At 35.4% G+C, this 25,206-nt stretch carries 24 protein-coding genes; 5 read left to right on the top strand and 19 right to left on the bottom strand.

Going from position 1 to position 25,206, the window contains the following annotated elements; genetic code table 11:
* Nucleotides 1-18: 18 nt before the first annotated feature.
* The 4 genes from PZ898_RS01825 to PZ898_RS01810 form a co-directional block, all read right to left on the bottom strand.
* A complete protein-coding gene (locus PZ898_RS01825; protein WP_277694637.1) occupies nucleotides 19-519 on the bottom strand; it encodes an endonuclease V in 501 nt (166 codons plus the stop codon).
* A gap of 2 nt (nucleotides 520-521) precedes the next feature.
* Nucleotides 522-890: a glyoxalase gene (locus tag PZ898_RS01820; protein WP_123278404.1), complete on the bottom strand. Its 369-nt coding sequence runs from the start codon at nucleotides 888-890 to the stop codon at nucleotides 522-524.
* Nucleotides 887-1,336, bottom strand: a complete 450-nt coding sequence (locus PZ898_RS01815; protein ID WP_216444788.1) for a GNAT family N-acetyltransferase — start codon at nucleotides 1,334-1,336, stop codon at nucleotides 887-889. Before PZ898_RS01815 ends, PZ898_RS01820 begins: the two co-directional genes overlap by 4 nt.
* Before the next feature lie 89 nt (nucleotides 1,337-1,425).
* Entirely contained in the window at nucleotides 1,426-2,466 is a 1,041-nt protein-coding gene (locus PZ898_RS01810; protein WP_277694636.1) for a M28 family metallopeptidase, read from the bottom strand.
* Between the two features lie 160 nt (nucleotides 2,467-2,626).
* Between PZ898_RS01810 and PZ898_RS01805 the strand changes: the two genes are divergently transcribed.
* On the top strand, nucleotides 2,627-3,766 hold the full coding sequence (locus PZ898_RS01805) for an aminotransferase class I/II-fold pyridoxal phosphate-dependent enzyme (RefSeq protein ID WP_277694635.1): 1,140 nt from the start codon (nucleotides 2,627-2,629) through the stop codon (nucleotides 3,764-3,766).
* A gap of 142 nt (nucleotides 3,767-3,908) precedes the next feature.
* On the opposite strand, the gene PZ898_RS01800 is transcribed toward PZ898_RS01805, so the two are convergent.
* Nucleotides 3,909-6,641 carry a sodium-translocating pyrophosphatase gene (locus PZ898_RS01800; RefSeq protein ID WP_277694634.1) on the bottom strand — a complete coding sequence of 911 codons (2,733 nt, stop codon included), beginning with the start codon at nucleotides 6,639-6,641 and terminating at the stop codon, nucleotides 3,909-3,911.
* 135 nt (nucleotides 6,642-6,776) lie between these two features.
* On the opposite strand from PZ898_RS01800, the gene PZ898_RS01795 reads away from it, so the two are divergent.
* Nucleotides 6,777-8,498 carry an amidohydrolase gene (locus PZ898_RS01795; RefSeq protein WP_277694633.1) on the top strand — a complete coding sequence of 574 codons (1,722 nt, stop codon included), beginning with the start codon at nucleotides 6,777-6,779 and terminating at the stop codon, nucleotides 8,496-8,498.
* Nucleotides 8,499-8,576: 78 nt separating this feature from the next.
* Here the strand turns inward: PZ898_RS01795 and PZ898_RS01790 are convergent, their stop codons facing one another.
* The 12 genes from PZ898_RS01790 to pdhA form a co-directional block, all read right to left on the bottom strand.
* The gene (locus tag PZ898_RS01790; protein WP_062670183.1) at nucleotides 8,577-9,188 is read right to left on the bottom strand and encodes an inorganic pyrophosphatase; all 612 of its coding nucleotides are present in this window, start codon (nucleotides 9,186-9,188) and stop codon (nucleotides 8,577-8,579) included.
* A gap of 17 nt (nucleotides 9,189-9,205) precedes the next feature.
* Entirely contained in the window at nucleotides 9,206-9,718 is a 513-nt protein-coding gene (locus PZ898_RS01785) for a hypothetical protein (protein ID WP_062670185.1), read from the bottom strand.
* Between the two features lie 24 nt (nucleotides 9,719-9,742).
* The gene (locus PZ898_RS01780; protein ID WP_277694632.1) at nucleotides 9,743-10,918 is read right to left on the bottom strand and encodes a hypothetical protein; all 1,176 of its coding nucleotides are present in this window, start codon (nucleotides 10,916-10,918) and stop codon (nucleotides 9,743-9,745) included.
* An 86-nt stretch (nucleotides 10,919-11,004) separates the two neighbouring features.
* Complete coding sequence (locus PZ898_RS01775; protein ID WP_228432304.1) at nucleotides 11,005-11,901, bottom strand: phytanoyl-CoA dioxygenase family protein; 897 nt, start codon at nucleotides 11,899-11,901, stop codon at nucleotides 11,005-11,007.
* 109 nt (nucleotides 11,902-12,010) lie between these two features.
* On the bottom strand, nucleotides 12,011-12,925 hold the full coding sequence (locus tag PZ898_RS01770; RefSeq protein ID WP_277694631.1) for a hypothetical protein: 915 nt from the start codon (nucleotides 12,923-12,925) through the stop codon (nucleotides 12,011-12,013).
* Nucleotides 12,922-13,599, bottom strand: a complete 678-nt coding sequence (gene radC / locus PZ898_RS01765) for a DNA repair protein RadC (RefSeq protein WP_120230895.1) — start codon at nucleotides 13,597-13,599, stop codon at nucleotides 12,922-12,924. Before radC ends, PZ898_RS01770 begins: the two co-directional genes overlap by 4 nt.
* 29 nt (nucleotides 13,600-13,628) lie before the next feature.
* On the bottom strand, nucleotides 13,629-14,207 hold the full coding sequence (locus PZ898_RS01760) for a murein L,D-transpeptidase catalytic domain-containing protein (RefSeq protein ID WP_277694630.1): 579 nt from the start codon (nucleotides 14,205-14,207) through the stop codon (nucleotides 13,629-13,631).
* A gap of 13 nt (nucleotides 14,208-14,220) precedes the next feature.
* Nucleotides 14,221-14,889 (bottom strand): ABC transporter ATP-binding protein, encoded by a 669-nt coding sequence (locus tag PZ898_RS01755; RefSeq protein ID WP_062670198.1) that lies wholly within the window; start codon nucleotides 14,887-14,889, stop codon nucleotides 14,221-14,223.
* A gap of 256 nt (nucleotides 14,890-15,145) precedes the next feature.
* Nucleotides 15,146-15,742 carry a DUF6705 family protein gene (locus PZ898_RS01750; RefSeq protein WP_062670202.1) on the bottom strand — a complete coding sequence of 199 codons (597 nt, stop codon included), beginning with the start codon at nucleotides 15,740-15,742 and terminating at the stop codon, nucleotides 15,146-15,148.
* Between the two features lie 18 nt (nucleotides 15,743-15,760).
* Nucleotides 15,761-17,068 (bottom strand): hypothetical protein, encoded by a 1,308-nt coding sequence (locus tag PZ898_RS01745; RefSeq protein ID WP_131797463.1) that lies wholly within the window; start codon nucleotides 17,066-17,068, stop codon nucleotides 15,761-15,763.
* Between the two features lie 239 nt (nucleotides 17,069-17,307).
* Nucleotides 17,308-18,903 (bottom strand): 2-oxo acid dehydrogenase subunit E2, encoded by a 1,596-nt coding sequence (locus PZ898_RS01740; RefSeq protein WP_123278412.1) that lies wholly within the window; start codon nucleotides 18,901-18,903, stop codon nucleotides 17,308-17,310.
* 84 nt (nucleotides 18,904-18,987) lie between these two features.
* Nucleotides 18,988-19,989 (bottom strand): pyruvate dehydrogenase (acetyl-transferring) E1 component subunit alpha, encoded by a 1,002-nt coding sequence (pdhA, locus tag PZ898_RS01735; protein ID WP_277694629.1) that lies wholly within the window; start codon nucleotides 19,987-19,989, stop codon nucleotides 18,988-18,990.
* A gap of 843 nt (nucleotides 19,990-20,832) precedes the next feature.
* On the opposite strand from pdhA, the gene PZ898_RS01730 reads away from it, so the two are divergent.
* The 3 genes from PZ898_RS01730 to PZ898_RS01720 are packed head-to-tail and all read left to right on the top strand — an operon-like array spanning nucleotide 20,833 to nucleotide 23,738.
* On the top strand, nucleotides 20,833-21,435 hold the full coding sequence (locus PZ898_RS01730; protein WP_120230891.1) for a phosphatase PAP2 family protein: 603 nt from the start codon (nucleotides 20,833-20,835) through the stop codon (nucleotides 21,433-21,435).
* Between the two features lie 8 nt (nucleotides 21,436-21,443).
* Nucleotides 21,444-21,929 (top strand): BlaI/MecI/CopY family transcriptional regulator, encoded by a 486-nt coding sequence (locus tag PZ898_RS01725; protein ID WP_277694628.1) that lies wholly within the window; start codon nucleotides 21,444-21,446, stop codon nucleotides 21,927-21,929.
* A gap of 24 nt (nucleotides 21,930-21,953) precedes the next feature.
* Nucleotides 21,954-23,738 carry a DUF4153 domain-containing protein gene (locus tag PZ898_RS01720; protein ID WP_277694627.1) on the top strand — a complete coding sequence of 595 codons (1,785 nt, stop codon included), beginning with the start codon at nucleotides 21,954-21,956 and terminating at the stop codon, nucleotides 23,736-23,738.
* A 55-nt stretch (nucleotides 23,739-23,793) separates the two neighbouring features.
* Here the strand turns inward: PZ898_RS01720 and PZ898_RS01715 are convergent, their stop codons facing one another.
* Nucleotides 23,794-24,546: a hypothetical protein gene (locus PZ898_RS01715; protein ID WP_062670220.1), complete on the bottom strand. Its 753-nt coding sequence runs from the start codon at nucleotides 24,544-24,546 to the stop codon at nucleotides 23,794-23,796.
* Between the two features lie 137 nt (nucleotides 24,547-24,683).
* Nucleotides 24,684-25,034: an RNA-binding protein gene (locus tag PZ898_RS01710; protein ID WP_034696719.1), complete on the bottom strand. Its 351-nt coding sequence runs from the start codon at nucleotides 25,032-25,034 to the stop codon at nucleotides 24,684-24,686.
* Nucleotides 25,035-25,206: the final 172 nt, after the last annotated feature.

The raw sequence follows: 25,206 nt of genomic DNA, 5'->3' as shown, positions 1-25,206 counted from the left end.
TTTGTAAGACTTTATTATTTATGCTCTGCTTAGTTGGTCTAATCTTTTCAACAGCGTAGGCATTCTGTAATCGCCATGCATCTGTTGTACTTTTAATTGAACTTCATCTACATCTATTCCTTTCGCTGTTACAAAAAGTGGGGTTTTACTTTCTCCACGAACTGCATTTCTTCGTTGGGAATCAGGAGTTCTAAATTCATTCTTTGCAATCCCAACAATAGGATATTTTTCTTTCAGTTCTTCATAAAGATGGCCGCCTAAGCCAATTTTCCCATCATTATCCAAAGTGACATATCCATCAACAATGATAATGTCTTCTGGTCTTAATGTTATTTTTTTTAGCAGGCTCAAAATACAGGGTAATTCTCTTTTGTAAAAAGCCCCGCTTTCATATTCTGAACTTACGGGAATCTGTTCTATAAAGACTTCCACTTCTTTTTCAGAGGTCCAGTCTTCAAATGCAATACACACGGTATTGGCATAATCCTCATAATAATAGGTATCAAATGCGTAAATCATATTTATTTCTTAAAAAACTCACCGAAGTGCCACAATATTCCTGACGGATCATGTACAAAGCACTCTTTCCCCCAATCCATTGTTCTTACAGGAGTAAGCCTCACATTTTCATATTTTTTTGTAAGCTCCAGAGACAAAAGTTCTTTCCAGAATTCATCAGTATTGGCAACTTCCATAAAGATCATGGTATTATCCACCCAGTCTTTTGCATAATAATCCTGGAGATAAAAACCGATTTCTTCTCTTGTAAATAAAGACAATTTAGATTCCAGAACCACTTCTTGAAATCCCATATCTCTGTAAAAATTTCTGCTGATCTCAAAGTTTTGCGCTCCGATAAAAGGTCTGATGGATTTCAGTTTTGGTATCATAATTTTTTATTTTTCCAGTTTTCAGAGATCATTTGAAACTTGATTTCTCCTTTTCCATGGGTTCCAGCTTCCTTCCATCCAGATTTTCTGTAAAAGATTTCAGCCCTTGTTCCAGGTGAAGTACCCAGCCATACGGAATCTTTATTTTGTTCAAAATACCAGTCCAGCATAATATCATGGAGTTTCCTGCCTATTCCAAGGTTTTCAAAATCCGGATGCACAAAGAGTGCCCAGATATTGTTTTCTTTCAGATCTGCAATGGAAAAACCAACGATCTGATCTTCCATCTCACAAACCCAACCTTTTCCTCTTTGGAATAGAAATTCCTCACAATCTTTATCGGTAACCAATCCAGGATCTGACAGCGTGTTTTCTTTCACGGAGTTTCTCACAATCTGTATTTGTGGGATATCTTCTGGCTTTGCTTCCCGGATTATTGTTTTCATGGTAATGTTTTTGCTGGCAGTTTACAGGAATGATATTTTTTTAACCTTATCAAGGTTTAAAAAAATATCATTCCAATTAAAATTAATAATTATTTTCTGTCAACCACAATTCTTTCTTCTCTGTTGGCAATATCCCATGCAGTGGTAAAAATAAGCTGGGTTCTTTTCTCCAGCAACTGATAATCAATTTTTTCAGGATCATCACCTGGTTTGTGATAATCTTCATGAATACCATCAAAGAAAAATGCTACAGGAATATTATGCTTGGCAAAATTATAGTGGTCCGAACGGTAATACAATTGTTCAGGGTCATTCAAGTCATCGTATTTGTAATTCAGTTCCAGGTTGTTGGTTCTTTTGTTCGCCGCTTCGTTGATTACTTTAAGTTGGGAGCTCAACATTTCAGAACCAATCACATAGACATATTGTTTTCCTCTGTTGGCAGGATCATCACGTCCGATCATATCAATATTAAGATCAACCACGGTATTGGCTAACGGGAAAACAGGATTTTCGGAATAATATTCTGAACCGAAAAGTCCATGTTCCTCTCCTGTAACATGAAGAAACAGAATAGATCTTTTAGGCCCTTTTCCTGCTTTTTTAGCCTGTTGGAATGCTTTTGCAATTTCCATTACAGCTACAGTTCCACTTCCGTCATCGTCTGCTCCATTGTACACAACTCCATTTTTGGTACCTACGTGATCATAATGAGCAGAAACCACCACAATCTCGTCCGGTTTTTCACTTCCTTCAATAAAAGCTAAAATATTTTCAGAATCCGGAAGGTTACCTCCTCCTCTTTTCTTCATGAATTCAGACGGTACTTTCTGATAGTAAGAGCCTAGTGCTTTAGGAGCTGAAATATCCAGATTCTTATAGTAATTAATCATATACTCACCCGCTTTTTTCTGTCCTTTGCTTCCGGTATCCCGCCCTTCCATATCGTCTGCTGCAATGACGTAAAGGTTTTTCTTTAAATCCTCTGCATTAATCTCTTTATAGGCATTGTTAAACGCTTTGTTATGTTTTGTTGAAACAGGATGTGAAGCATTCCCGTCAGATATTTTTGCCGTTCCACAACTGGTTACTACAGCCATTGCCAACAACGGAATAAGTATTTTTCTCATAAAAGATAAATTTCTTAAAAATAACAATTTTTATTGAATCCCAGTATTAATAATCAATAGGACAAAATAATATGCAGTTCATTACAAATCTACCAACATACAAGCTTAAGTGTAATTTTGATATTAAAATTTTATTATATTTGATAAAAATACAAAATAAGTGAAAGAAATTTACGGATTTAATCATTATTCCTTTTTTACAGAAATGTCCGAGCTGGCAGCCAGGCACGGAAGCTTTGATCTTTCTCTGGGGCTTCCCGATTTTGATATTGATGAACGCCTGAAAGTATTTTTAAAGGAAGCTGCTGAACACAACACGCATCACTATGAACCTCTTGCAGGCAATCCTGTGCTGATGGAGAGCATTATCAGATTCAATGCAAAACGAGCTCATCAAATAACGGTTACCACAAAGGAAATCACGATTGTACCCTGTGCAACCTTTGCTTTATATACTTCTCTTAAATCAATTATTAATCAGGGTGATGAAGTTATTATTATTCAACCCTCCTACTATACGTACGGACCCGCTGTTGTAATGAATGGCGGAATTCCTGTTTATTATGATCTTGATGGTGATTTTACCATAGATTGGAATCTGTTTAAAGACTGTATTACTGAAAAGACAAGAGCAGTCATTGTCAACTCTCCCCAGAATCCAACCGGAAAAATATGGAAAAAAGAAGACTGGAATCAGCTCTATGAACTGATCAAAGACCGTGATATTTATTTGATTTCAGAAGAAATATATGATACTTATTGTTATGATGAAACTGAACATTACAGTTCTTTTGTTCATCCTGAACTTAGGGAAAAGACTTTCTGTATTTTTTCTTTTGGCAAAATGTTTCATACTTCCGGCTGGAAAGTGAGCTATATGCTTGCTTCAGAAGTTTTAACAACAAAATTTCAATGTCATCAGCAGTATATTTCTTACAGTGCCAATGCTCCTGCACAATATGCTATCGCAAAATATCTCGACGTATTTGATCCGGATCTCAATAAAAAACACATGCAGAAAAAAAGAGATATTTTTAATGAAATGATTAAAGAAACACCGCTTCAGATCGAACAACAAGCGGAAGGAAGTGTTTTTCAGGTTGTCAATTTCAGGACTATTTCTAAAAGCATGACAGATGTAGAGTTTTCAAAATGGCTTACCATTGATAAGAAGGTTTCCTGCCTTCCACTTTCTGCTTTTTACAATTCCAGAGATAATTCTGATTATATCAGGTTTAGTTTTGCTAAAAAAGATGAATTGATTATTCAGGCTTTGGAGCATTTGAAAAGAAGTCTTTGATTTTTCTGGATTTGCTTTTCCCAAAGATCACACAAATTTTCACAGATGATGGCTGATATTTTTTGCCTGGATTTTTTATGACATGGATAGACGTGAAAAAGCACCGCCATAGCGATGCTTTTGTACTATTTTCACATTGATTTTAAAGAGCCAATACTCTTACATCAATTCTTCTGTTTTTTGCTTTGCATTCATCAGTGTCATTAGCTTCACAAACAGGATGCTGTGAACCATATCCTTCTGCTTCTATTCTGTCTCCGGAAATACCTAGTTCGAGCAGTTTAAGTTTGGCTGTCTGTGCTCTCAGATTGGATAATTTGATGTTACTATCTTCATTACCGCTGTTATCTGTATATCCGCCCAGTTTTATTTTCAGATCCGGATAAGCATTTAAAATTTCTGACAAAGTATTCAATTGAAGCACGGATTCTGCTTTCAGATCACTTGAACCTGTTTCAAAATAAAGGTTTTCAATGGTATACCACTTATTTGGATCTAATGCAGACTTATCTTTTTGTTTCACCACATTGTAAAGTTGGTAAAGCTGGCTTCCGTCACCAATAGCAATTGTTTTTCCTCCGTCCAGTTTTATTTTCTGAATATTACCTGTTTCATATACAAAGTCTCCGTTTTCATTAAGGTGTCCTTTAATTTCTCCCGGAATGACCGTAATTATTTTAGAATCTCCATTTACAGTTACTGCACTACTGGAAATTCCTGTAAGGCTTTCAATTTTTGCTTTTCTGTTAGCTTCAATTTTATCTTTATGCAAAACAGCCAAAGTAGGTGCAATCACCAGAGAAACGATTGACATTAATTTGATCAGGATGTTCATCGATGGTCCTGATGTATCTTTAAACGGATCTCCCACCGTATCGCCTGTTACAGATGCTTTGTGTGGTTCTGAACCTTTATAATACGTCTGTCCATTAATATCAACTCCTTTTTCGAAGGATTTTTTTGCATTGTCCCACGCGCCTCCTGCGTTATTCTGAAACATTCCCATTAACACACCACATACTGTAGCTCCCGCCAGGAATCCTCCTAATACTTCAGGTCCGAAAATAAAACCGATTAATAAAGGAGAAACGATAGCAATCGCACCAGGCAGCATCATTTTTCTGATGGATGCATCTGTAGAAATGGCTACACATTTTTCATATTCCGGTTGCGCTTTCCCTTCCAGAATTCCCGGAATTTCACGGAATTGTCTTCTTACTTCTTCTACCATTGCCATGGCAGCCTGTCCTACTGCGGTAATCGCCAATGAGGAGAAGATAAACGGAATCATCCCACCTACAAAAAGTCCGGCAAGAACATCTGCTCTGTAAATATCAATACCATCAATTCCTGCAATTCCTACAAAAGCAGCAAATAAGGCCAATGCTGTTAAGGCAGCTGAAGCAATGGCAAATCCTTTTCCTGTAGCAGCCGTTGTATTTCCTACGGCATCCAGAATATCTGTTTTTTCACGTACTTCTTTGGGAAGTTCACTCATCTCAGCAATACCTCCGGCATTATCTGCGATAGGTCCAAAAGCATCAATAGCAAGCTGCATGGCTGTGGTAGCCATCATTCCAGCTGCGGCAATTGCCACTCCATAAAGCCCGGCACACAGATAAGAACCATAAATTCCTCCCGCCAATACAATAATAGGAAGCAAAGTAGATTCCATTCCCACGGAAAGCCCACCGATAATATTGGTTGCATGCCCTGTAGAAGATTGTCTCACAATACTGGAAACGGGTCTTTTCCCCATGGCAGTGTAATATTCTGTAATAATGCTCATTAAAGTTCCCACTACCAGACCTACCATGATAGCTCCGAATACACCCATTTTAGTAAACTCATGACCTCTGAGAACCATTTTTTCAGGAAGGATATACGTTACCAGGAAATAGGAAGCAATAGCCGTAATCACAATACTTCCCCAGTTTCCAAGATTTAATGCATTTTGTACGCTGGAAGTGGATGCCCCTTCATTGTCATTAATTTTCACAAATAAAGTTCCGATCATTGAAAATATAATTCCTGTTCCTGCAATCAGCATCGGCAAAAGAATCGGGGCAAAACCTCCGAAAGCATCATCAGAAACAGTTTCTCTACCTAATACCATTGTGGCAAGAACTGTCGCCACATACGATCCGAAAAGGTCTGCTCCCATTCCAGCAACGTCTCCTACATTGTCTCCCACATTATCTGCAATGGTAGCTGGATTTCGGGGATCATCTTCAGGAATTCCGGCTTCCACTTTTCCTACAAGGTCGGCACCTACGTCTGCAGCCTTAGTATAAATACCACCTCCTACTCTTGCAAAAAGCGCAATAGACTCAGCTCCAAGAGAAAATCCGGTAAGAATTTCAATGGTTTTTTCCATTTCATGAGAATCTACTGTAGCTTCAGGGGCAAAAATCTGTTTAATAATCAGAAATAAAGCTCCCAACCCTAAAACAGCCAGTCCGGCAACTCCCATTCCCATTACAGAGCCTCCTGTAAAAGATACTTTAAGGGCTTTTGAAAGTGAAGTTCTTGCAGCTTCTGCCGTTCTCACATTCGCTTTAGTAGCGATTTTCATCCCGATAAACCCTGCTGATGCAGAGAATATAGCTCCTACGGCAAAAGCAATTCCGATACTCCAATGTGAGTTGGTATTACTTGACCCCATTACTGCCAATAGAATGGCGACAACAACAACAAAGTACGTTAAGATTTTGTATTCAGCCTTTAGAAAAGCCATTGCACCGTCTGCAATATGGCCGCTGATTGTTTTCATTTTTTCATTTCCAGCATTCTGTTTATTGACCCAGTTGCTCTGAAGAAATGTATAAAGCAAAGCTATGACACCAAAAATTGGCACTAACACAAATAGATCCATAGTTTATTATTTTATATTAAAAAATTGAGATTAGTCTTATAAATATAATGAAATTATAAACACATAATAAAATTCACTAACAATAATATATTATTTTGTAAATTTGTTTATCACTATGATTTGAATTAATTATTTATGAAAAGGATATTGTACACTATTTTTTTATCTGCAAGCATAAGCAGCTGTCAAAATAAGATTCCACAACAAAACGCTGAAATACTTTATTTCGGTGGTCCTATTATAACAATGGAAGACACCCCTCTTCAGGTTGAAGCTGTAGCAATAAAAGACGGGAAAATACTTTTTGCGGGAACAAAGTCAGATGCAGAACGTTTTTCAGAGCCAGCAACCAAAATGATTAATCTTAATGGAAAAACTCTACTTCCTGGTTTTATAGATGTTCATGGGCATCTTACTTCAAGAGCCGGGATGATGGATGTTGTAGATTTATCTCCTGAACCCTATGGCACTGTAAATTCAATTGAAGATTTACAGATTACCATTAAAAACTACATCAAAGAAAAAAAAATTACAGATCAACAGCCGATTATCGGAAATGGTTATGATGATGCAATTATGACAGAGCATCGTCATCCTACAAAAGCTGAACTGGATGTTATCAGTAAGACCAATCCTATCATTGTTATTCATGCTTCAGGCCATGCCAGTGTAGCTAACAGTGCCATGCTAAAGCTTTTGGGAATAACGGAATCATCAAAAGATCCTGAAGGAGGGCACATTGGCAGGGATAAAAAAACAGGAAAACTGAACGGAAAATTAGAAGAAAATGCAAGTTTCAACGCGTTACTGGTCATCACAGAAAAAATGGGTAAAGGCAAAAACACAGAGGCTCATGCAATGGAAAATCTGATGAAAGCCCAGAATGAATGGCTCAGCTATGGACAGACTACTATTTGTGATGGGAGAACGATGGGAGAAAGTGTTGCGCTGTTAGAAAAAGCAGCATCCCAACATCTTCTTAAAGCTGATGTTGTTTACTTTCCGGATTACGAATATTTCAAAAAGGATTTCAACAGTTTCAAACCAAAGTATATGAAATATGAAAATCACCTGAAATTAGCCGGATTCAAATTTTCTGACGACGGTTCTCCACAAGGTAAAACGGCCTGGCTTACCCAGCCTTATTTAGTTCCTCCTGAAGGTCAGTCTAAGGATTATAAAGGATTCCCTATTTTTACGGATGAAACCTTATACAACGATCTGAAAGTCCTTTTTCAAAATCACATCACTGCCCAGCTTCATGTAAATGGAGATGCTGCAATTGATCAGGCCATCCGTGTTATTCAAAGATTAAAAGATGAAAACATTTACAAGCCGGAATTGCGGGCAACATTAATTCATGTACAGAACAGCAGACCTGATCATATTCAAAAAATAAAAGAATTAGGAGTAATCCCTTCTTACTTTTCTACGCATGCTTATTTATGGGGAGATTGGCATTATTCGAGTGTTTTCGGCCCTGAAAGAGCTTCTTTTATAAGCCCGGCAAATTCAGCATTAAAAGCAGGAATTATTTTTACCATTCATCATGATGCTCCGGTTACACCACCCGATCTGATTACAGCAGTATACGCAGCAGTGAATAGAAAGACACGGTCTGGAATGATTTTAGGTCCTAATGAAAAAATCTCCACCCTTGAAGCGTTAAAAGCGATTACCATTAACGGAGCTTATCAATTGCAGGAAGAAAACAGAAAAGGGTCTATTAAACCTGGTAAACTAGCTGATTTTGTTATTCTTGATCAGAATCCTTTAACCACAACTCCTGAAAATCTCAGAAACATTAAGGTTCTGGAAACGATAAAAGAAGGAAATTCTGTATACAAAAGAAATTAAACCTATTGATACATAATAAAATATTCACAAAAAAAGCAGATGAAAAATCATCTGCTTTTTTATTCTAGGGAAAAAATCTTATCCTCCGAATTTATCTGCATAGTCTGTTTGAGAAGCTTTGATCACTTTTCTTGCGTGTTCAGCTCCGTAAACTTCCTGGATTCTGCATTTTGCAGGCTCATCCGGTAAATTTTTATAAGTAAGGAAGTAGTGCATCAATCTTTTTACTTCAGCTTCCGGTAATTCAGAAATATCTCTGAAGTGCCCGAAAGCGTGGTCATTAATCATTACTGCAACAATTTTATCATCTGCTTCACCTCCGTCGATCATTTTGAAACCTCCGATTGGAATAGCTTCCATCAATAAACCTCCTGCATGGATATTGTGAGAACTTAAAACACAGATATCAAGTGGGTCATGATCACCCATAGTAACGTCAGTAGCACCTGATTCTACAGCAAGTTTCATTACCTCTTTATCACAGTATGTTCTTGGTACAAAACCATATAAAGCCGGGATAATGTTAGAGAATTTCTGTGGCCTGTCTACCTTTAAGTATCCTGTTTCTTTATCTACTTCATATTTAATAGTATCTGAAGGAACAATTTCCACAAATACGTTGACAACATTTGGCGCATCTTCTCCTGCAGAAATTCCGTGCCATGGATGTGCTTTAAAATTTGGAATCATTATTTATCTGTTATTTTTTAAGTTATTATTAAAATTTCTTTTCTTAAATCTTCTATAGTTTCAGCAATATAATCGTTGCTTTCCATATAATTCATGATGAAAATCGTTTTGAATTCATCCAGCTGAACTTCTCCTTTTAATCCATCATAGGTTTTGTGAAGCAGTTCTATAATCGCATTCTTTGAGTCAACAATATTCTTCCATGAATTTTTCGTAATGTACAACTGTTGTGAAGAGTTATACTCAAATTCTTCGTTGATTGCTTTTTCTGTCAGGAAAATAAACTCATGAACCGCCAGTCCTCTATCAAACCTCTGGATAAGGTTGGATGGTTTCATTCTGTCCAGAAACAATGTCATTCTTTCGTAGGAATGTGCTTTGTTCTCTGAATTTGATTTCACGGTAAGCAGTTTGATTTCCTGGTTCTTAAGAGTAATGTATGAGTGTACAAATTGTCTGAGCAAAACCAGAAAAGGAATTGCAATAATCAATGCAAATGCATAGGGTAAATATCCTGATAGACTCGTCATAATTTTAGACTGCAAAATTACTAATTATTTTCCGTCTTCTAAAGAGTTTTTAAAGATATCCACTTTAGAAATTTGTATATAGACCAATGCAAGGATAATTATAAGATAAAAGCCAAGCATCATCCTGTTTACCAGAGACGGAAAAACCAAAAATCTCAGCATAACAGTTCCATAAATAATTGCAAAAAACAAGACCTGAGACTGGTTCTTTTTATTATAAAATGAAAAACGATTCGCCAGAATGACTACTATAAAAATCAACAGGACTGGAAAATAGGAAGTATTGAACTCCAGCATGATAGTACTTTGAATAAAACGAAAATAATCTGCAAAGGAAAATGGATCAGGCTGCGACACAGGATAAATCTGAACTTTCGTAAACTGATTCATAAAAAGTGTAGACCAAGAAACCTGATTGAAAACCTGTATTAAAAAGAAGGAAAGAAATATATAGCCGTATGATACCAGTAATAAACCTGTTTTAATCTGAAAGCTATTTCTATAAAAATAAATAAGGGAATACAGGAATGAATAAAAAATAAAATATTCAGGTCTTGTAAGCACACAAAGCATAGCCCATATGCCTGCAAAAAAGAAATTTTTTCTCACTAAAAACACATAAAAGCTCAAAAGAAGTAGCAAGCATGATAAGGAATCTGCTGATACATGCCGAGCCGATTCCGGCAATGGCTTGAACAGTGAAATCAAAACAGTAAGGATGAAGGCAAGAGGATAATTTCTCAGAATTTTTATCAAAAAGCTGAAAATCAGAACCAGAATCAATGCATAAGAGATAACTGAAATCAAAGAGATGGAAGCAGAAGCACTGAAACCAAGCTTAAACAATGACCAGCCGATAAAATTATAAAAAGGTTTTACCACAAAAAGCTGTAACTCTTCTTCGTAGGCTTTGGGATTTTGTGAGATTATTTTATAGTAAGTACTCTCTCCTTTTGCCACTTCCTCAACCATGGGATTAACAGGCCCAAGTCCTGCAAAGTCGGGATTCTTTTCCCTCAGTTCGTCATATACCTTCTGATGAATTTCTTCAATTTTCATTTCAGGATATTCCGTTTTATAAATCAGCCCCATATAGGCCTCCATATCAGTGTTGTAATAATGATGGGTATACAGGTAGTATGACATCATGCATACATAGATTGAAAATATAAAAACAAGAATATTCTTCTTTTTTTCCATACACTGATATTAAGGATACAAATGTAAAAAAACTATCTTTTTAAACCCGTATTCCTAAAAAGCTTTACGAAGAGGATTTTTCTGTATTAAAGTTCAAACAGTGCCGGCCTCTGTGTCACTTCATGATAACAGACACTATTTTCATCAAAGAAATGGTAAACAAGACTTTTTCTCGTTCTGTTTTTATCCGTGTGAGGTTCTCCGCCGTGAAGAATATTGGCATGCCAGATTAATAGATCACCTTTTTTGGCTTTAAAGATTTCTTTCTTCAAGCCTAATTCTTTTACTTTATCCTCCAGGAAAGTTTCATAAGCTCTGTAGCTTTTCTTACCAATTTTCAAAGCTGTCCCTTCATTATCATAATCAGAATTCAGGAAATAAGGGAGTTTATGGCTTTTAGGAATATAATGAAGCGCTCCGTTATTCTCATCTACATCTTCCAGGGCAATCCATACACCTAATAAACCACCTAATGGATAAGTGGTCATATGAATACTGTCAGAATGGGTTTTCTGCTGGCTGCCGTTGATAAAATTGATACTTTGGAAAAGTTTGGATTTTCCGTCAAGCAAAACAGATAAAAATTCTAACAGTTCTTTATCACTTCCAATATTTTTAATGATTTCTGAATGGTGGATCGCAAACATCAGTTTTCCTCCGTATATAAATTTCAAAGTCCCATCCTTCATTAGTTTATCAATTTCAGCATTGATCTGATCGGCCGTTTCAGGAGTAAGGAAATTTCTAAGAATCATATAGCCATTTTCATCATACTGAAGAGCACTTTCTTTATTTTCGTCGGAAAGTTTCTTAAAAAAAGGAGTTTCCCTAAGTTTTGAATCATCCAGTCTTCTTTCGCTAGCCGGAAGATGTGCAAAATCTTTACTTGAAATACTTGAAAAATAGTTCTTATTGATTCCGTATTTTTTATATAATGGAATATTATGCTTTAATTTATTCTTTTTAAATATGTTATAAAGCATGTATGATAATTTGTACTGACGAATCTGTTGTAACATAACTGTTTTACTAAGGATTTTATAAAGTTACGGAATATTACCTAATTAGAACCAATCTAAACAATGCTTTTCATCATAAAAAAGACTTTCCTCTTAATACAAGATATCCTAATTTTTTAAAAAGGTTCTTTTTTGAATTCTCAATAATTCCGTACGGTCTTAATTCGGGACGAAACCCTCTGAAAAACTCTTCAATATTAGGTAGTTCTCCCCCTTCAAAATCAAAAATATGAGTTTCTATATTTTCTTTAATGAGATGATCAATCAATACGGATGCTCCTGATAATTTGACATAATCTTTATCATTAAAATTTCCTAAAAGCGCTACCATATTACTATCCGAATACGTAGCAATCATGTTAACAATCTTATGCTTATAGTAAAAAGCTGTGAATTTCAGATATCCGGACTTATAAAAGCTTTCAAAAATTCTCATGAATTCAAACAAATCATGATCTTTATTCAATCCTATTGTATTGGATTCAATAAAAGCTTTTGCTTTCTCATAAGGGATCGTTTTGATTTCTGATTCTTGTAAAACAGCTTTATCTAACCGAAGTTTTCTTTTTCTTTTGGGTGAATATTTCGAATATACTTTCTCATAAGCCTCAGGATATAATAAAAAGTTTTTCTTGATTCTGATTTTTGTGCGAAGCTGATTGACATCATTAAAAGGATACGCCCTTATCATGTAATTTTTTTCCAGGTATTCTAAAAATGTCTCATTAAGATCCACATCATCTTTGCTGGAAAAAACCCCAAGCTGTTGACAAAGCTTAGGATTATGCACTATTTTCAGTCCATATTTTCTTACAAAAGGTATGGGCATTACAGCTTCATAATCTTTATAAACAAGAATTTCCCATGGCATTGTAGAAGTTGTATCTAAAAAATCTTTTGTTGCAGAATATTTTCTTTGTTCGGAATTTTCTAAACATTGAGCATATTTTACAAAATCAATTTCATGGTATTTCAATCTTCTAATCATAATAATCCTGCGTCTGAGAAGCTAAAATAAGAGTCCTGCGTGACAATAATATGGTCTAAAAGCTGAATGCTTAATGTATTTCCCGCTTCTTTTATTTTCTGTGTGATATTGATATCTTCCCGGCTTGGTTTTAAACTTCCGGAAGGATGATTGTGCGCAATGATAATACCTGTTGAAAAATGATCCAAAGCTGACTTATAAAGTGTTCTTACATCTACAATAGACTGACTGATCCCTCCCTGTGTGAGTTGAGAAACATGAATTACTTTATTGCTGTTATTAAGGAAAATTGTCCAGAACTCTTCTGTTCTCAGATCGGAGAGCTGGTTTCTGAGAATCGCATAAGCATCATGACTGTTTCCAATAATTGTTTTTTCAGGAATATCCTGTACTGCTCTTCTTCTGCCGATTTCCAAAGCTGAAATAATTGAAATGGCTTTTGATTCTCCAATACCTTTAAATTTCATCAGATCTTTGGCAGAAAGTAAGCTCAATTCATTCCAACTGTTGTTGACAGAGGCTAAAATTTTCCTTGCTAATTCCAAAGCATCTTCCTCTCTATTTCCACTTCCCATAATAATTGCCAGAAGTTCAGAATCAGAAAGTGAGCCTTTGCCTTTCTGCAAAAACTTTTCTCTGGGTCTGTCATCTTCGGCAAGGAGTTTTATGGCCATGGAAAAAAATTATAGATGAATATTATCAATTAATAGAAAGCATATAAAATAACAGGTTTTGGAGACCTATCAATATATTTTGCTGTTTCTTTAAGTGCATTGACGGAAAGCATCGGGCATCCTAAACTCAGACATGCAGGAGTCTGAGATTCTGTGTCAGGAATGCATCCGTAGGAATGAAGAACAATAGCTCTTTGCATGGCATTGCTATTGGTAGCATCCAGTCCTGCCAGACGATAAGCTTTCCCAAACTTCCCTATATAGCTTTCTCCAATGACATATTTTCCAAGTGATGACTGATAAGAGCCTTCAACATTACTGAATTTCAAAGCATCTGATTTTGGAATGACAGAGCCTGATCCATGAGAAACTACAGCCCGCTGTAGAATCGTATTATTTTTCAGGTTATAAATAAAATAACGATACTTCCCGGATGGGATTTTAAAGTTGATAAAAACAGCCAGTTCCTGATTGTACTCTTTTCCTTTTATATAATTTTTAATCTCCAAAATTCTTGTTTGAGGAATACCTGATGGGTTCAACTGCTGGGATTCAGCTTTTGAACAGGAAATTACAATTAAAAAAAGAAAAATAAAGTGCTTCATCATCCGGTTTTATATACTACTCTATGATCATTCCGTCTTTCATAACGAGCTTGCGGTCTGTGATTTCTGCCAGATTCGGGTTATGCGTTACAATGACAAAAGTTTGGTTGTATTTGTCTCTAAGATCAAAAAACAATCTATGAAGATCATCGGCGTTCTTGGAATCAAGGTTACCTGTAGGCTCATCTGCAAAAATAATTTTCGGGGAATTGATTAAAGCTCTTGCTACAGCTACCCTTTGCGCCTCTCCACCTGAAAGCTGGTTGGGTTTATGATTCAGTCTTTGCTCTATCTTTAGATCTTCAAATAAAGCATAAGCTTTTTCGATAGCTTCTCTTTCGTTAGCTCCAGCTATTTTTGTCGGAAGCAATACATTTTCCAATGCGGTAAACTCCGGAAGAAGCTGATGAAACTGAAATACGAAACCGATATTCTGATTTCTAAATTTTGACAGCTGTTTATCATTCATATTAATAAATGATTCTCCTGCAATTTCAATTTCAGTATCATATTTATTAGATTGACTAGGATGATCCAAAGTTCCCAGAATCTGCAGCAATGTAGATTTACCAGCTCCTGATTCTCCTACAATAGAAACCACTTCCCCCGTTTTGATCTGAATATCAACACCTTTCAGTACCTCTAAATTCCCATAAGATTTATGGATATTTCTTGCTTTAATCATGATTCAAAAGTAGTGAATTGCCTGCAAATAAAAAACCGCTTTTTGAAGCGGTTTGTATTTTATTTTAGATTTAATATTATTAGATTTTGCTAATTCATTTATAGAAGTCTTTTATATTAATTTTTTTAATTATTCCTGTCTTATTTTTTTGCAAAAATTTTTGTAATATAAACTTTCTTCTTAACCCATAAGGTTTTGTTAGGTGTCTCCATTTCCATTTACCAAAAAACAGAAAAACCTCCTTGGAGGTTTTATTTTATTGTTTTGTTAATACCATTTTTTCTTGGGGTAATAGAGGTACAAAGCTGCTGAAGTTTGGACATTTTGAAGGATTTAAAAGTCCATCTTTATCCTGAGAGTAATACAATGTCATTTCATTAGGATTGTTTTTTCTAGTTTCTATAAATACATTACCGGATTCTAAACAATCATAGTTGCCAACAAAATGCATTAAATATGATCTTTTTTGAAAATTATATCCCCAAAAATACGTATCATTATCAGATTTGTTCAAAGAATTATAAATAACATTTCCTTGGTTATCTTTGATTAGCATACGTCCGATAATCATATCCCATGAAAGCGCATCATTAGGATTATTTTTATAGTTTATCTTTTTATCTAATTTAATCTCATATTGTTTACTATTAGCAACGCCTTTCCATATCCCTATCAACTTGTCAAGTCTATTGTTAGTGTCCTTTACATATGTGATGTTCTCTAAATCAGGGCAGCCTTCATCATGATTAGGACGCATTGCGCATTCTTCAAATTGTTCCAAAGTTCCTATCACTTGTGCTTTACAAGAAACAAACAAAGATAGCAATGCCAGTATAAATAATTTATTTTTCATTGTTATAAATTTTAATTTTTAAGGACAATCATTAGATTGTACGTTATTATTCGAATTTAATGTTTTTTTCTGTACAGTACCATTAGATTTTATTTTATATAATTCTACTCCCTGTACGTCCATATTGTATCTCAAAAAGTTAAGAAATAATTTTTCAAAAGACCAATAAGGATTTCTTGTTCGAAATGCAGCATATTCATCCCTCCACCGCTGAGTGTCGAATCCTGTTTTGATATCCGTTGGAGCACCTGTAAACATAATGGTATAATTCCCATAACTGGAAACCATAGCTCCATAAAGCTCACTGTAATTATCATCAGTCACCATTCCTGCCATGGTCATCAATGTATTAACATCTGCCGGAGAAAACATTCTGATAGGCTGATTTATTTCTATTTCTCCATTTTCATTAGTCTTGCCTGTTTCATAATCATTCAAATGAGTGTGGATGTATCCTTTAAGATCTGGGGTTACTGTAACTGTCATTCCGTCCGAACTTGCTGTAGAAACAGCTGGTGATAACTCTGTAAATACTCCGCTTTTACTTTCAGCATATCCTGTTTCTTTTTTGAGGCCTACTTTTGTAGCTAAAAGATCCACTTTAACTTTAAAATTAGCATTTATATTCTGAGCCTTCAACTTTGTACAAGGATCTTCTGTTTCCGGCGGATCCGGATATTCATAGCCATCACCACCTCCGCCTCCGTCATCCATTCCTATAGGATCAAATGTCTTGGGGTTTGTGCCGGGAGTCCATTTACAAATTGTTTCCGAAGTTGTATATGGAGTACAATTAGGCTCGTTGTTGGTACATCCTATGGTAATCCATCTTGTACTACACACAAAAGTCGGCGTATTTCTTGATGAAATTCCGGTTTGAGGCTCTGTTTTCTCCCCATAATCGGTGATATTGGAAAAGATAATAGCATGGAAGAAATCAATCATTTTTTTGTCATCTTTTTCAAAGAAATAGACTTTATTTCCTTCCCTTACGGCTTCCATAAGGAGAATTACTCTATTATCTTTTACTACAGGAACAAGCAGATATTTTTCTCCGAACTGGCCGAAGGTCATAGCATAATCCCAGTACAGCTCACCATATCTGCTTTTTACATGCTCAGCATTGGCTACTTTCATAAATACCTGCAGTACTTTATGGATGTATACTTCGTCTTCCTTCCAGAAGCTTTTTGAAGCAAATCTGGTAGAAGAACTATAAGAGTCTTGTTGCGCAGAGTCTTCTGTTGAGAATTCTTCGTTCCGGCAACACCATAAGGTGGACAGAATAGTAAACAGAAAGAATAATCGAAAAATAGTTTTTTTCATAGACATTTGGTTTTTATTTTGTTAAATATAATTATTTTTCAAACTTGAGAGAAATAAATTATTATTCAAAATCTTTTTTTCATAATTCTACCCGGTATTTAGAAAGAATAGCGGAATTGAAATCATAAGTAAAGGAGCTTTAGGAATAAATAAAGATCCTGAAAAAGTAATTTTTCAAATATATTAAAAACCAAAAAACCTCCCGATTTGGGAGGTTTTACTATTTTCAGTTCAGAAAATTACAGTAACAAAGTTAATGGACTTTCTAAATAGGTTCTTAATGTCTGTAGGAACTGAGCCCCTGTGGCACCGTCTACTACTCTGTGGTCACACGCCAATGAAAGTTTCATGGTGTTTCCAACTACGATCTGACCATCTTTAACGATTGGTTTCTCAATAATGGCTCCTACTGAAAGGATTGCAGAGTTTGGCTGATTGATGATACTTGTAAACGTTTCGATTCCGAACATTCCTAAGTTTGAAATAGAGAATGTGGATCCTTCCATTTCATTAGCTTTAAGACCTTTATTCTTAGCTCTTGAAGCCATATCTTTTACAGATGCAGAAATCTGAGTATACGTCATCTGATCTGTATTTTTCAATACCGGAACTACCAATCCGTCTGGAATAGCTACTGCTACGCCGATGTTGATATTTCCTCTGTGAATGATCTTATCACCTGCCCAGCTTGAATTAACCTGAGGATGTTTTCTTAAAGCAATTGCAGTTGCTTTAATAATCATATCATTGAAAGAGATCTTAGTATCAGGTAAAGAATTGATTTCTTTTCTAGCCTCAATTGCTTTATCCATATTGATCTCAACCATCAGATAATAGTGAGGGGCAGAGAATTTACTTTCAGAAAGACGTTTTGCAATAATATTTCTTACTTGTGAATTTGGAGTCTCTGTATCTTCACCTTGTACAAAGCTTACTGCAACAGGAGCAGCGCTTGCTGCAGGAGCTGAAGCAGCTGGTTTTGCAGCTGGCTGATAGTTTTCAATATCTTTTTTAACGATTCTTCCGTTTTCACCAGAACCCTGAACACTGTTGATATCAACTCCCTTATCCTGAGCCATTTTCTTAGCCAGTGGAGAGATTGCTACTCTGTCAGAAGATGAAGAGTTCGCAACCGGAGCAGCTTTTTCTTCTGTTTTAGCTTCTGCTTTTTGTTCAGCTGGTTTTTCAGTTGACTGACCGGCAGCTTTTGGAGCTCCTACAGCGGAAACATCTGTTCCTGCAGGACCAATGATTGCTAATACGGAATCAACCGGAGCAGCACCTCCTTCTTCTACACCTTGCTTCAATAATACTCCATTGAATTCAGATTCGAAATCCTGTACTGCTTTATCTGTTTCGATCTCAGCAAGAAGGTCTCCTTCTTTTACTGTATCTCCTACGTTTTTGTGCCATTTAGCCACTTTACCTTCTGTCATTGTATCAGAAAGTCTTGGCATTGTAATAATTTCAACTCCTGCCGGAACTTCTGCAGCAGCAGGCGCAGCAGTTTCTACTTTAGGCTGTTCTTCTGATTTTTTTTCTTCAGTTGCAGCAGCGGGAGCAGCAGCCCCACCTGTCAATCCTGAAATATCTTCTCCTTCATTCCCGATAATAGCTAAAACAGAGTCTACAGCAGCAGCAGATCCTTCTTCTACACCTACGTATAAAAGGGTTCCTTCTATTTCAGATTCGAAATCCTGAACTGCTTTATCAGTTTCAATTTCAGCTAAAATATCTCCTTCTTTTACTTTATCTCCTACTTTTTTATGCCATTTGGCCACCTTACCCTCCGTCATTGTGTCGGACAGGCGGGGCATCGTAATTACTTCTGCCATAATCTATATTGATTTGAGATTCGAGATTTGAGATTTGAGATTTCAGAAATTTCAAACTTCAAATTTCAAATAAATTTTTATTTTTTAGTTTTCTAATTTGTCTAAGAATGGATAATCTTCCTGAGCATATACATACTCATAGACTTTTTCTGCATCCGGATACGGGGAGTTTTCCATAAATTCGATACACTCTTCAACAAAGTCTCTGGATTTGTTATCCATAACTTCCAATTCTGCATCTGTAGCCCATCCGTTTTCTAAAATTCTATGTTTTATCAATTCGATTGGGTCATCATTTTTATGAAGAGCTACTTCTTCTTTAGATCTATATGGCTCGGCATCAGACATAGAGTGTCCTCTGTAACGGTAAGTTCTTGCTTCAATGAAAGTAGGTCCGTCTCCTCTTCTTGCTCTTTCAATAGCTTCGTAAGCAGCTTCTGCCACTTTTTCAGGATCCATTGCATCTACAGCAAGGCAAGGCATTTCGTATCCTAATCCTAATTTATAGATATCTTCGTGGTTGGCTGTTCTTTTTACAGAAGTTCCCATTGCATACTGGTTGTTTTCTACAACAAATACTACAGGAAGTTTCCAGTTCATTGCCATGTTGAAGGTCTCATGTAAAGAACCTTGTCTTGCAGCACCATCACCAAAGAAACAGATATTTACTGCTTTTCTGTCGAAATATTTATCTGCAAAAGCAATACCTGCACCTAATGGAATTTGTCCTCCAACGATACCATGTCCTCCGTAAAAACGGTGTTCTTTACTGAAAATGTGCATAGATCCACCCATACCTCCGGATGTTCCGGTAGCTTTACCACAAAGTTCAGCCATGATTCTTTTAGGATCTACTCCCATCGCCATTGGATGGATGTGACATCTGTAAGCAGTAATCATACTATCCTTTGTAAGATCCATTGCATGTGTAAAACCGGCAGGGATAGCTTCCTGACCGTTATACAAATGTAAAAATCCTCTGATCTTTTGTTTTAGGTAAAGAGAACGGCATTTGTCTTCAAACCTTCTCCACATTGTCATATCTTCATACCACTTCAGGTATACCTCTTTAGAAAATTCTTTCATGTGTTAGCTCTTGCTTTTTTATGATGAAATAGTTGAGCAAAATTATGAAAAAAACTTTGTTTTTATTCTATACATAGATAACTTTTCGATTTTTCTGCAAAATCTATTTGCGGGCTGTATGGATTATTCTTAATTTCCGACCCCTTGGAAGCTTGATAAAGCTAAGTTTTATCCATTACATTCTTTCCGTAATATTTCAGAAATCGCCCTATTCATAAGTATTTCCCGAAACAACATATAATTAGGAGACATTGGAATTCTTTATATTTTGTTCTCCTATTTTATTCCTCTTTAATTATTGTTAATATATATTTTGGTTATTTCAACAGCTTCTTTTCCGGGAAAAATCTGTAAGTTTCAGAGTTCTGTCTTCAATTTCATTAACGAAATTACCCTATTGTTTTACCGTTCTGCTTTAATTTCCTTCCAATCTTTGTCTGCTATAAATCCTTCCCTGCCATTTTCATTGTATACTCACCTTTTCACTCAAGCAGGTAAACAACCTCTGTTTTTCATTGAATCCCGATTTCAGGATTGACACAATTGATGGATAGGTTGTAGTGTAACAATATTTTCCCGGGAAACTTTTTGAATAAAGGCTAAACAACCTGAAAATATAAATAATATGAATACAGGTTACATGATAATGCTGAGTAAGACTGATCAATTAATATTAAGCATTTCCTGCAAAATTCAGTATTCATTTAAAGAAGCAAAAAAACATTTCACTTCATCAAAACATTTAGTAATCAGATAACTTACCCATTAAACCACCTATTCCGTCTCATGGTTTCCATTTGATTTTTGAGGTTATAATAGTATATTTGGTTTTTAATCTCAACTATGGAAGAAAAACAATCTTCATTATTACATAAAATTTCAAAAGTCATCTCTGATTTTTTTAATCCTTTGGTCTCTCTGATCATTTTCTTTATCTACATGAGCATCAGAGAATATTCCCTTAAAAATTCTATGCTTTATTTCCTTCCTGTATTATTAATGATCATTATTCCGGTTGTGATATGGCTGGTATGGAATGTAAAGACTGGAAGGTACACCAATATGGATGTTTCCAACCGTGTCCAAAGGAAAACCTTATATATATTTATTGCAGTTTGTGTGATCGCCTATCTTCTTTTTAATTATATCAGAAACGGATACATTGATTTTGTCATGCTATTTATTCTGGTACTACTTTTCGCTCTTCAGATCAGCAATCTTTTTATCAAAAGCTCGATGCATACAGCATTCAATGTATTTGTGGCAGCACTCTTTTTCTCCCTGAACTGGAAAATGGGTTTTGCATGGCTGGGAATCGCTATTTTAGTCGGAATCACACGTATCATTTTAAAAAGACATACCGTAAAAGAAGTATTTATGGGGGCTGGAATAGCTTTTCTGGTATCTTTTATCTATCTTTATTGCAATATTCAATTTCAACATTAGAATACTCTATGAAAATAAATCATCTTACTGCCGCAGAAGAAAACTTTATGAAGCTGTTTTGGAAAATGGAATCTTTTTATCTGAAGGACGTTATGGAGCAGCATCCGGAACCGAAACCACACCAGAACACGGTTTCCACTTATTTGAAAATATTAGTTGAAAAAGGCTATCTATCTACTGTAAAAGAAGGAAGAATCTTTAAATACAGCGTACTTGTTCCTTTAGATGGGTATAAAAAATTTCTATTAAAAGAACTTTCACACAACTTTTTTAATCATTCAGGGAAGGAAATCCTGGAGCTTTTATTAAGTGAAAAATTAATTTCCCAGGAAGATATGAAGGGTTATTTTGATCTAAAAATCGAAATAAAGCCAGCAAAGGTGGAAGAACCTAAGTTCGAAGTAGCTGAAGAAATCCTGAATCCAAAAAAAGAAAAGAAAACCAAAGGAAAAGAAAAAGACAAGGATAAAAAGAAAAAAAAGAAAAAAGATTAATCTAAACCTTAAAAACACCAAATCATGAAAACAAAATTCCAGGAAACTCTAAGCCGGGCCAATGAAGTCATTTTCCGATATCCAATGATTTTGGTAATGGCTTTATTAGCTGCTATTGGTGCCATATACATTGTGGAAACGGAACGTAGTGAAATTACTTCTTATATTAAGTTCACCATTTGTTCCTGTCTCGGAATTTCTCTGATGTTTGCATTAAAAATGTTGTCACAGAGAATCGGGAAAGAATTACTACTACAAGTATGCGGTATAGTTTTCCTTATAGGTTTCTATTATATCCTGCCTGATAAAAAAAACAGTTTTACAGAAGTATACGCTTATATCATTGCTGTTACGGCTCTTCTCTCTCACTTATTGGTATCATTTGTTCCGTTTCTGGAGAAAGACAGAGAGCTCAGATTCTGGCAGTATAACAAAAACCTTTTTATCAATATCTTTCTCACTGCCGTATTTACAGGAGTTCTGACAGGCGGTGTGGAATTAGCCATCTTAGCGGTTGATAAACTTTTTGACTTTAATTTTCATGACAGAATTTACAGAGATACATTCTTTGTTCTCGCTATTTTGGGAAGCAGTTTTATTTTCCTTTTATTTAATGACAAAGGCTTAAATAACCTTGAAAAAGACGGAACTTATCCCGTTGTTCTGAAGTTTTTTACTCAGTTTATATTAATTCCGTTACTCCTTATCTATGTAACAATTCTTTATTTTTATTCTGTTAAAATATTAATCAACTGGCAGCTTCCAAGAGGCTGGGTTTCTTACCTTGTTTTAGCCTATAGCATTGTTGGCATCCTTGCATTACTTCTGGTTCATCCGTTGAAAGAAGAAAACGCAAAATCCTGGGTCAGAATATTTTCAAGAGCATTTTATTATACCATTGTTCCTTTGATCGTTCTGCTTTTCACTGCTATTTTTACCAGAATTTTAGAATATGGTTATACAGAACCAAGGTATTTCGTTCTGCTGCTTGCTCTATGGTTGTTAAGCATTGTTGTCTACTTTATTTTCAACAAAAAAGCTACAATAAAGTTCATTCCTGTCAGCTTATTTTTATTTGGTGCTTTTGCATTGGTTTTCCCTTATCTTAATGCATTTAGTGTGGCTAAGAGAAGTCAGAAAACAGAATTGATGAATATTTTAAACCAGCATCAGCTAATGAGTGCAGGCAAGATTAATTTTCAGAAAAAAGTTACTGATACTGTCCGTAATGAAATTGCTGATAAATTTGAATTTCTGGCTGAAAGAAAGCAAAGTGAATTTCTATCAACGCTACTGAATGAAAAAGATCAGGCTGAATTAACCGACAATATTAAAAATGGTACATTTTATAGTATCAATTACGATATTCAGAATAAGTTCTCGGATGTGAATGTAACAGTAAAAAACAGAGCATACGAAATGAACAGACTCGTTCTTATTCGTAAAGAACAGGCTGTAGAAATCGGGAATTATCAATATTTATTTTTTTTCCATCGGTATAGCAGGGATCCCCAACAACTGAATAATGATCAGTTTGAGCTTACGGACCAACTGACAGAAAAATCCTCATTAAAACTCAGTTTAAATTCTCAGGAGGAAATAGATTTCGGGCCACAGATTATTAAACTATTTGAGAAAAATAAAAACAAGAAAGGAAATGTATTAATCCCAGAAATTGCTATGGAATCTGATTTAGGAAAGTATCACGTTAAGCTTATTTTCAGTGAAATTACAAGAGAAAAGTACTCTGAAAACGACACTGCCAGTATTTATTACGAAAACGTTTATATCCTTGTAAAATTAAAATAAATAAAAAGAGACTACCATATGGATAGTCTCTTTTTTATTTTATCTAAATAGTCTGTTATCTATTAGTTCCAGAACTCCACAATGGAGTATAATCGTTATAAACGACTAAATTCCCGTCATTTTGTACAGAAAGCTTGTTCGCTCCTCTGCGAGAAGTATTTGAACTCCATACTGCTTTATTATAAGAATCATAAACAACTAGGTTTCCATCTGACTGGAACTCCGCTCTGCTTCCTTTATTATCTGTTCCGGATGCCCAGATTGCATCTCCGTTATCATATGATAAAACAAGATTTCCGTCATTTTGGAAAGTCAGATAATAACTGCCATTAGGAGAGAAAACTTTTCCTCCTTTACGGAATTTGTATCCAGTACTTATATTTCCATTTCCGCGGCCAAAGCCATTATCTCTTCCACTATTTTTTAAATCGCTTTTTGAAGCCCATAACGGGTTTGAGCCATTATAAATAACAAGATTTCCGTCATCCTGAATAGTTAATCTTTCCGCTCTTCTACCATTAGTATTAGAACTAAAAGCCACCCCATTTCCAGGAGTATAAACCACTAAGTTCCCATCATCCTGAAAAACAGCTCTTACTCCCTTGTTATTAGTTCCTGCATCCCACATGGCAACTCCGGCTCTGTTATACAAAACAAGGTTACCATCATTCTGAAATATCAAATAGTATCGGTTGTTACTTGCCCAGTATTTTCTATTTTGCTCTAAGTTCTGCCCTGTGTAAATGTTCTGTGCATTAATTAATAATCCACCAAACACCATCATTAATGCTAATAAATGTTTTTTCATTATAATTATTTTTTGATTGATTGATAATTTCTAAAATTATGCCAAAACATCATCATTTTCCAACCCAAGTTATAATTAAATGATTTACTGGAAATTAAATTCCATAAAAAAAGCGGCTTAAAAGCCGCTTCATATTTTTACCAACGATTTCCGCCTCCGCCACGGTTGTTACCATAGCCTCCGCCTCTATTATTGTTGTTACCATAACCTCCACCTCTGTTGTTATCGAAGCTTCTTCTTGGCTTCTCTTCTCTTGGCTTAGCCTCAGATACGTTTAGAGTTTTTCCGTTAAATTCTTTTTGGTTAAGAGCTTCAATAGCTTGCTTTCCTTCTTCATCACCCATTTCTACAAAACCGAAACCTCTGGAACGACCAGTTTCTCTGTCTGTAACGATTTTAGCTGATGATACATCACCAAATTCTGCGAATAGATCGTGCAACTCATACTCTTTAGTTGCGTAATTGATGTTTGAAACAAAAATGTTCATTTTAAATAAATTAAAAAATTAATAAAAATTTGGTATATAAAAGAAAAACAACATAAATTAATGAACAAATATTGATTCCAAATATAAACGTATGCAAGATACAATTAAAAATTTCAAATCAAAGCTTTTTTTAAATATTTCTCACATTATGTTGAATCTAAAAACAAAAAAA

This window comes from Chryseobacterium sp. WX, from assembly GCF_029542485.1.
Taxonomy (GTDB): domain Bacteria; phylum Bacteroidota; class Bacteroidia; order Flavobacteriales; family Weeksellaceae; genus Chryseobacterium; species Chryseobacterium cucumeris.
This window is presented reverse-complemented; position numbering and strand designations above follow the sequence as displayed.

Bases quoted from the DNA above. Each gene is read 5' to 3' on its own strand.
- PZ898_RS01820 (WP_123278404.1), bottom strand. From the start codon at position 890: ATGATACCAAAACTGAAATCCATCAGACCTTTTATCGGAGCGCAAAAC.
- PZ898_RS01770 (WP_277694631.1), bottom strand. From the start codon at position 12,925: ATGATTAGAAGATTGAAATACCATGAAATTGATTTTGTAAAATATGCT.
- PZ898_RS01795 (WP_277694633.1), top strand. From the start codon at position 6,777: ATGAAAAGGATATTGTACACTATTTTTTTATCTGCAAGCATAAGCAGC.
- PZ898_RS01775 (WP_228432304.1), bottom strand. From the start codon at position 11,901: ATGCTTTATAACATATTTAAAAAGAATAAATTAAAGCATAATATTCCA.
- PZ898_RS01800 (WP_277694634.1), bottom strand. From the start codon at position 6,641: ATGGATCTATTTGTGTTAGTGCCAATTTTTGGTGTCATAGCTTTGCTT.
- radC (WP_120230895.1), bottom strand. From the start codon at position 13,599: ATGGCCATAAAACTCCTTGCCGAAGATGACAGACCCAGAGAAAAGTTT.
- PZ898_RS01720 (WP_277694627.1), top strand. From the start codon at position 21,954: ATGAAAACAAAATTCCAGGAAACTCTAAGCCGGGCCAATGAAGTCATT.
- PZ898_RS01815 (WP_216444788.1), bottom strand. From the start codon at position 1,336: ATGAAAACAATAATCCGGGAAGCAAAGCCAGAAGATATCCCACAAATA.
- PZ898_RS01785 (WP_062670185.1), bottom strand. From the start codon at position 9,718: ATGACGAGTCTATCAGGATATTTACCCTATGCATTTGCATTGATTATT.
- PZ898_RS01790 (WP_062670183.1), bottom strand. From the start codon at position 9,188: ATGATTCCAAATTTTAAAGCACATCCATGGCACGGAATTTCTGCAGGA.
- PZ898_RS01745 (WP_131797463.1), bottom strand. From the start codon at position 17,068: ATGAAAAAAACTATTTTTCGATTATTCTTTCTGTTTACTATTCTGTCC.
- PZ898_RS01750 (WP_062670202.1), bottom strand. From the start codon at position 15,742: ATGAAAAATAAATTATTTATACTGGCATTGCTATCTTTGTTTGTTTCT.
- PZ898_RS01740 (WP_123278412.1), bottom strand. From the start codon at position 18,903: ATGGCAGAAGTAATTACGATGCCCCGCCTGTCCGACACAATGACGGAG.
- PZ898_RS01755 (WP_062670198.1), bottom strand. From the start codon at position 14,889: ATGATTAAAGCAAGAAATATCCATAAATCTTATGGGAATTTAGAGGTA.
- PZ898_RS01810 (WP_277694636.1), bottom strand. From the start codon at position 2,466: ATGAGAAAAATACTTATTCCGTTGTTGGCAATGGCTGTAGTAACCAGT.
- PZ898_RS01715 (WP_062670220.1), bottom strand. From the start codon at position 24,546: ATGAAAAAACATTTATTAGCATTAATGATGGTGTTTGGTGGATTATTA.
- PZ898_RS01725 (WP_277694628.1), top strand. From the start codon at position 21,444: ATGAAAATAAATCATCTTACTGCCGCAGAAGAAAACTTTATGAAGCTG.
- PZ898_RS01780 (WP_277694632.1), bottom strand. From the start codon at position 10,918: ATGGAAAAAAAGAAGAATATTCTTGTTTTTATATTTTCAATCTATGTA.
- PZ898_RS01730 (WP_120230891.1), top strand. From the start codon at position 20,833: ATGGAAGAAAAACAATCTTCATTATTACATAAAATTTCAAAAGTCATC.
- PZ898_RS01760 (WP_277694630.1), bottom strand. From the start codon at position 14,207: ATGATGAAGCACTTTATTTTTCTTTTTTTAATTGTAATTTCCTGTTCA.
- PZ898_RS01710 (WP_034696719.1), bottom strand. From the start codon at position 25,034: ATGAACATTTTTGTTTCAAACATCAATTACGCAACTAAAGAGTATGAG.
- PZ898_RS01825 (WP_277694637.1), bottom strand. From the start codon at position 519: ATGATTTACGCATTTGATACCTATTATTATGAGGATTATGCCAATACC.
- pdhA (WP_277694629.1), bottom strand. From the start codon at position 19,989: ATGAAAGAATTTTCTAAAGAGGTATACCTGAAGTGGTATGAAGATATG.